The organism is Pseudoalteromonas sp. SG43-8, from assembly GCF_014164245.1.
GTDB classification, from domain to species: Bacteria; Pseudomonadota; Gammaproteobacteria; order Enterobacterales; family Alteromonadaceae; genus Pseudoalteromonas; species Pseudoalteromonas distincta.
The window spans coordinates 25,623-32,765 of the sequence record NZ_JACJEX010000020.1 but is presented as its reverse complement, the minus strand read 5'-3'; the positions used below and the strand labels follow the sequence as shown (position 1 = coordinate 32,765).

Genomic DNA, 7,143 nt, shown 5'->3' with positions numbered 1-7,143 from the left:
GTAGCATTTCACTGCGACTTTCTACCGCTGTGGGCACTACGACATCCTACTGCGTAGCGCACCGACTTCAAATCGTAGAGAGCCCGACTAGAAATAGTCGGGCTTTTTTACATCTGCAGAAAAGTCAAATATGGGGAAGTAACGGACATTACATACTCGATTCTTCTCCAATTCATCTAAATGTACGAGTTGAGCGGAATAGCTCATTATTCCAGTACTAAAGTTAATAACCAAATTTAAAGGCTATTTAAAATAGTCCATAAGCTTGGGTTTCTTCACTTTCGGATTCTTCTATTTGAGTTGGTTTAAATATTACGCTTGGATCAATTAATACACTGTGTTTTTGGGGGAGCTTGATTAATCCTCGCATCATATTTTTAGTTTGTGGGTCTAGATCAAAACCAACCTCAGTGAGCTTATCCAGTGGCTTTATGTCTTCTTTTTTATAGTCGATATTATCTTCAACTTTATCTACTAATAAACCAACATGTGGATTTAATCCGTCTTTGGTGGTGAAAACAATAATAGGTTTATAGTCTAAGGTTATTTGCTCTTTAGCTGATTCAAATAAACGCTCAAGCTGAATTAGACTATTGCGCTTAATTTTGTCGAGCAGAGCTGATGTGTGTTTATGATCACTTTGATTATGGGCTGCTATAGCTGCTTTTGCTGTCTCTAGTAATGATTGGAAAGGCTCGTCAAGCCGAGACATTGTTAATTTTAAGTCTTGATTGTCGGTGTGGAATTCTTTGTAAAACAAAACAAAATCTTGTAATTCGGCGTCATTATTTGAAATAGAAGCCGAGCTATTTAATAAGTTACTATGAAGGGTATTAAACCAGTTTAATAGTTTGTCTTGCCATATTCTTAGTTGCTTTAGTACATGCGCATTACTTTGTTCGGTTGAGATATTATTTAAAATAATACCTAAATCAAAAACAGGTGTTGGTGTATCCATATAATCTTTAACACCAATAAAGCTTTTATTATTGTTTGGTAAAGTTGTTAGATTATTGTCAAAGCGCTCAGTTAATAAAATATCGAGTATTTTTAGCGAAATTGTTTTGCAGCCCACTTTAAAGTTTATTAATTCCATGCCTTTATCTTAATTTACCTATTAATGCTTTAAGGATAGAACAAATTAAATAAATAGCTTAAAGATGGATAAAATTTAACAGAGATAGGGCAGCTAGAAATTATTAGATGGTGTTAGTGAGGTTTTTTATGGCACGTTTAAATTGATTTTCAAGCTGCTTTTTTCCTAATAAACCTAAGTGTTGAATCACTTTTTCATTACTTTCATTTTGAAGTACTAATTTTATTAAAAGTTGTTTATCCGACTCTGTTAATTGAGATATATAAGAAGGTGACTGACTCAGTAACTGCCAAAGAGTTGCAGAGATACTAAATTGAGTGAAGTTACTTTTAGTGAGCAGTGCTAATCGCTCGTGAGTCTCTAGGCTTATTAACTCGTCGCTAAATCCTTCAATTATAATATTCACGAGTTGCCAATCTAGTGTTTTAAAGTGTGTTAAAAGAGCATAAAAGAAATCGTTTTTAAACTGCTTTTTTAGGGGTTGAAGAATTGCACTTTTGTCACTCAAGCATTTAACCACAAGCGCCGAATGTTCAGCGGTGCTTTTATCGCGTTGATAACCTAATTTTACAGTATCAAACCCTAGGTTTTGCCAAAAATTAAGTAACTGCGCTGTTGCGCCAAAGCTTGCACCAAGCCAACTACATTGGCTTTTTACCTGTGACTCGCAATAACTAAGTAACTTTTTACCAAGTCCTATATTGTGGGAACTCGGATCAATCGCTATTCGTACAACGCGTGCGCTCAGTTGTGTTAAACAGTCATTATTAAAGCTAAGTTGTGAGAGTGCTTGCGCCATTAAATGTCCTTGCGGACGGCGCTCTCCACTTATAACCTGTAGGGCAAGTTCTTCACTTAAACCACCTTCTATGGCGATTAAGCATACGCCAACTAATTGATTATTAATTTTGCTAATAAATAGTCTTTGCGATGGTGCGTCTAGTAGTTGGCGTAAGTCGTTGACACTACTTTGATAGTGAGCCAGTGCAAGTAGGGCAATAACTTGCTGCAGTAAAGATTCATTGTTTACAAGGGATTGCTGAGTTATTTCGCTATGAACTGGCTGCTCTAATTGATCACTACTTAACTCTATATATTCTGCATCGAGTGCAAGCAAGGTGCGAATGTGCTTCTCGAGGGGATCGTATTTAGCAAAACGCAGTGGCTCATCAAGCGTTACAACTTTAGAGGCTTTATAGTGCGCTTTTATATAGTTACTAAAGCGAATGGTATAACCCCTACCATTTCCTTCATATCCAACTAGAGTGCTTGCAAAGACTATACGAGGATAATGAGCTAGCATTTTTAGTAATAACGGAACAGGGATTGCTGCAGCTTCATCAACGAGTAGTAAATCGCACTCAGGTAGTGTGTTTAATAACGCGTCAGGTGCAACGTAGTGCAAGTTGGCGAGCTGTTTATGTTCAGCGTTGTATTGCAAGCTTAACTCTTGGGCTAAATGTTTAAAGCTGCTATGGGTCGCTTTAAACTGAGTGCTGCAAATAATTACTTTTTTATCAGTTAGTTTTGCCGCGGCTAAGCCAAGTGCTGCCGACTTACCTCTGCCTCTATCGGCATTAATGAGTAAAGGCCTGTTGGCACGGCCGTTAGCTACTTTTACTATTTGCTCAATACAGTTTTGCTGTGGCTCATAATCAATTTTATTATGCATTACATAGCTAGCGTTATTACTAATACAGCCATTTTTTTCACTAAAGTGAAAAGCGGGCGACGGTTTAATAATAGTCGCGAAACGTTGATTAAATAAACTACAGTCAATGGTGTGACCATGTGATTGCACTGTGCTTAATGCGGGATCTTGCCAAGAGGCTAAATCATCTAATTCAGGTAGTAATAAAAACAGTATACCGCCTGCTTTAACGGTGCCGGCAAGTGCTGCAAGTTTATCAGGGTGCAAACCACTAAAACCATCGTAAACAGCATGGGCAAATTCTTGCCCTAAAATTTGGTGTGTGCGAGTAGGCCAGTACGAATTTTTAATCGCGCACTGCTTGGATACAACAAGTGTATTGTTTTCATCTATTAATGAGTTAAGTAATTCACAACACCAAGCTGAGCTGCCAGTAATTAATACTAGCTGGCGATGATACGCGCCAGCTAGTTGTTGTTTTAATTCATTTAGGTGTGTTTTATACCGCTTGTAATCGTGCATAAGCCGTTACTAACCATTTGCTACCAAGGTCGTCAAAGTTAACTTGTACGCGAGATTGCGCGCCACTGCCTTCGTAATTAAGTACGGTACCAACACCAAACTTAGCATGCAAAACTCGTTGCCCTAAGTTAAAGCCACTGTCTTCAAATGCTGCATGGCTAACTGATGCGCTAAAACGCCCGGCGGCAGGTGGACGAGAAACCTGTGTTTTAATACGAATTTCTTCTACGCAGTCTTCAGGGATTTCGCGTAAAAAGCGAGATGGGCTATGGTATTTCTCTTGCCCGTATAAACGGCGACTCTCAGCATGGCTAATGTATAACTTATCCATTGCTCGTGTCATGCCTACATAACAAAGGCGGCGCTCTTCTTCTAAGCGACCCGACTCTTCGTTGCTTTGCTGAGAAGGGAACATGCCTTCTTCTACGCCTACCATAAACACTAGCGGAAACTCTAAGCCTTTAGCTGAGTGAAGCGTCATCATTTGTACGGCGTCTTCGTGTTCTTCTGCTTGTCCTTCACCTGACTCAAGAGACGTATGGGCTAAAAAGCCTTGTAAAGGCGAGCTGTATTCTTCGTCTTCAGGAAGTTCGTACTGGTCACATGCGCTAATTAGCTCTTCTAAGTTTTCTACGCGAGCACGGCCTTTTTCACCTTTTTCAGCTTGGTACATTGCCATCAAGCCTGAGGTTTGAATTGTGTACTTGGCTTGCTCATGCAAAGTTAGATCGCTAATTTTATCTTCTATTTGTTCAACGAGTTCTACAAACTTACTTACTGCACCCGAAGCACGACCAGATAAATGCTGTTGTTCTACAATTGCTTTTGCGGCATACCAAAGCGGTAACGATTCTGCTCGTGCACAATCGCGTATATGGCTCAATGTTTTATCGCCAATACCGCGTGCTGGCGTATTAATTACACGCTCAAATGCGGCATCGTCTTGACGATTACCTACTAGGCGTAAGTACGACAACGCATCTTTAATTTCTTGTCGTTCGAAGAATCGCATACCACCATAAATACGGTATTTTAAGCCTTCTTGTAGCATGGCTTCCTCGAGTACACGAGATTGCGCGTTACTACGGTATAAAATTGCGGCATCTTGTAGGGCATTACCTGCATTTAACCAGCTTCGTAGTTTGCTACTTACAAAGCGCGCTTCGTCTAACTCATTAAATGCCGCATAAATAGAAATTGGCTCGCCATCGTTACCGTCGGTCCATAAGCTTTTACCCATACGCTCTGAGTTATTTTGAATTAATGCATTAGACGCTTTCAAAATAGTTGCAGTTGAACGGTAGTTTTGTTCAAGACGAATGGTTTCTGCGCTAAAGTCAGTTAAAAATCGTTTAATATTTTCGATTTTAGCACCGCGCCAACCGTAAATACTTTGGTCATCGTCGCCTACAATCATGATACTGCTTGTATCGCCTGCAAGTAACTTTAACCATGCATATTGAATGGTATTTGTATCTTGGAACTCGTCTACGAGCATATGTGCAAAGCGTTGCTGGTAATGACGTAGTAACGTAGGGTTATTTTTTAACACTTCGTAGCTGCGTAGTAATATTTCGGCAAAATCTACTAGGCCTGCTCTATCACAGGCCTCTTGGTAGGCGGCGTAAACACGCAGCATCATTTGTTCGTTAATATCGTATGCTTGAATATCTTTAGGACGAAGTGCTTCATCTTTTTTGGCGCTAATGTACCAGCCAAATTGTTTAGCAGGCCATTTTTTATCATCGATATTCATCGATTTTAATAAGCGCTTGATCATCCGAAGTTGATCGTCAGAGTCTAAAATTTGAAAGGCTTCTGGTAAGTTAGCTTCACGGTGATGAGCACGTAAAATACGATGCGACAAACCATGGAACGTACCAATCCACATACCACCTACAGGGGCTTTTAGTGTTTCTTCAACGCGGCTGCGCATTTCTTTAGCCGCTTTATTAGTAAAGGTTACGGCAAAAATACTATAAGCAGATGCTTGCTCAACTTGCATAAGCCACGCAATACGATGAACTAACACTCGTGTTTTACCAGACCCAGCACCTGCTAATACCAGCATGTTTTGTAGTGGGGCTGCAACGGCATCGCGTTGTTTGTCATTTAAGCCATCGAGTAATTGTGAAACGTCCATCGTTACGCCTTTTTAATCAATATTGTGGGCAGTATAACAGGTGTTTTTGTTAGGCTAAATAAAATACTGTTTTTATAAACAGCTATTTATAAAATAGCCTTAAAAACGAGTAACTTGCTATTTTTTTGAACAAACAAAAAAGTGTAAACGCACAATAAAAATTGCTAATTTGACCTAAAGTTAGCAAAATTTACTAACTCTCTAAATCTAGGGTGATTTAACTATTTGATTTGTAAGCTTTAATAAATTGGCATAGAGTGTGTAAGTAAATAATTATAAAATCAAATAAATACAGAGGTTAGTATGGCAGATCAAGGTTCTGGCGGTAACGTAATCGCAGCATTATGTAATATATTTTTTCCTGGTTTAGGGCAGCTAGTGCAAGGGCGTATTTTAGCGGCTATATTTTTTGCACTCGCTATTATAATAAGTTACGCACTAATTTATGTGCTTGTAGGTTTTGTACTTGTGCCTATTATTTACTTATGGTCGATTATTGACGCAGCGCGTTATAGATCGCGAAGTTAACGGCTTTAAAGTTGAATAAAATAGCGCCCTTGTGGCGCTATTTTACTTTATATGTCCTGTGGTTTGCGGGCGTTTACGTATATAATTACGCAATTAAAGATTTACAGGCAAACCCTATGGAATATCAATTTATTCGCGACCCTATTAGTGGGCTACGTATTAAAATAAGCAGTGAACACGCTATTATTGGTCGCTGGCTAAACGAAGAAATAGGCAAAGACAAAGTAGCTATGGTGCAAGCGCTTATTGCATCGGTAAGTTCAAGCTATGAGCCGCTAACGCTAAAAGGCCAAGAAATAGATTTAATATTAACCAAAGACGAAGCACTATTTGAAGCCCATGCGCTTCATCAAGACAGTGAAGACCTAATAGCGTATCAAGATGACGATTTAGCGCTTGAAGAAAATGGTTTAAGTAGTGGTTGTGGCTTTGAAGATTTCATTGATTTAATTGATTCATGGGCTGAATTTAGCGGCTCAAAGTAAACTACATATTAAGATAGTGCTGATGCGTTAAGCTTCCTTTATCTGTACTATTACACTAATCAAAAACGACAGGAATGAATATGTCTGCCAATTTAAACAAGCTAGTAGTTATGCTAGAAATGCAAAACGCCATGAACACTAAAGTACATGAGCAATGGTTTACTCAAGGATTCGAATGGTACCGCGCTATTTGGGTTGAGTGCGCTGAAATGCTGGATCATCATGGTTGGAAATGGTGGAAAAAACAAACACCAGATACTGAACAAGTTATTTTAGAGTTGGTTGATATTTTTCATTTTGGTCTATCGCTTAGAATTGACGGCAAAACTAGCTACGAAGACTTAGCAAAGCAACTTGAAACTGAGCTTAGTAATGCTCAACAAGCGGATGACTTTAAACAAACGCTAGAAATATTAGCGGCTTCCGCTGTTGCAGATAAAACGTTTAATGCCGCTGCCTTTGCCGGCTGTATGGCGCAAATGGGTATGGATATTGATGATTTATATCGCGGCTACGTAGGTAAAAACACGTTAAACTTTTTCCGCCAAGATCATGGCTACAAAGACGGTAGCTATATTAAAGAGTGGAACGGGCAAGAAGATAACGAGCATTTAGTTGAAGTAGTTAAAAGCCTTGATACAGAACATGCAGATTTTGCAAAGTTAGTGTACCAAGGCCTTGAAGCGCGTTACCCAAAAATCTAGCCCACGTAAACTGA

6 protein-coding genes are annotated in these 7,143 nt (G+C 39.2%); 3 read left to right on the top strand and 3 right to left on the bottom strand.

Going from position 1 to position 7,143, the window contains the following annotated elements; genetic code table 11:
- Positions 1-247: 247 nt before the first annotated feature.
- The 3 genes from H5122_RS19230 to uvrD form a co-directional block, all read right to left on the bottom strand.
- Complete coding sequence (locus H5122_RS19230; protein WP_182682972.1) at positions 248-1,096, bottom strand: chemotaxis protein; 849 nt, start codon at positions 1,094-1,096, stop codon at positions 248-250.
- 103 nt (positions 1,097-1,199) lie between these two features.
- Positions 1,200-3,269 carry a GNAT family N-acetyltransferase gene (locus tag H5122_RS19225; protein WP_182682973.1) on the bottom strand — a complete coding sequence of 690 codons (2,070 nt, stop codon included), beginning with the start codon at positions 3,267-3,269 and terminating at the stop codon, positions 1,200-1,202.
- On the bottom strand, positions 3,247-5,412 hold the full coding sequence (gene uvrD / locus H5122_RS19220) for a DNA helicase II (protein WP_024596422.1): 2,166 nt from the start codon (positions 5,410-5,412) through the stop codon (positions 3,247-3,249). The genes H5122_RS19225 and uvrD overlap by 23 nt, the downstream gene beginning before the upstream one ends.
- A gap of 303 nt (positions 5,413-5,715) precedes the next feature.
- On the opposite strand from uvrD, the gene H5122_RS19215 reads away from it, so the two are divergent.
- From H5122_RS19215 to H5122_RS19205, 3 genes are all read left to right on the top strand, one after another.
- Positions 5,716-5,940 carry a hypothetical protein gene (locus H5122_RS19215; protein WP_002963009.1) on the top strand — a complete coding sequence of 75 codons (225 nt, stop codon included), beginning with the start codon at positions 5,716-5,718 and terminating at the stop codon, positions 5,938-5,940.
- Positions 5,941-6,056: 116 nt separating this feature from the next.
- The gene (locus tag H5122_RS19210; protein WP_002963010.1) at positions 6,057-6,425 is read left to right on the top strand and encodes a YacL family protein; all 369 of its coding nucleotides are present in this window, start codon (positions 6,057-6,059) and stop codon (positions 6,423-6,425) included.
- 80 nt (positions 6,426-6,505) lie between these two features.
- Entirely contained in the window at positions 6,506-7,129 is a 624-nt protein-coding gene (locus tag H5122_RS19205; RefSeq protein WP_024596421.1) for a dUTP diphosphatase, read from the top strand.
- The last annotated feature ends 14 nt before the right edge of the window (positions 7,130-7,143 follow it).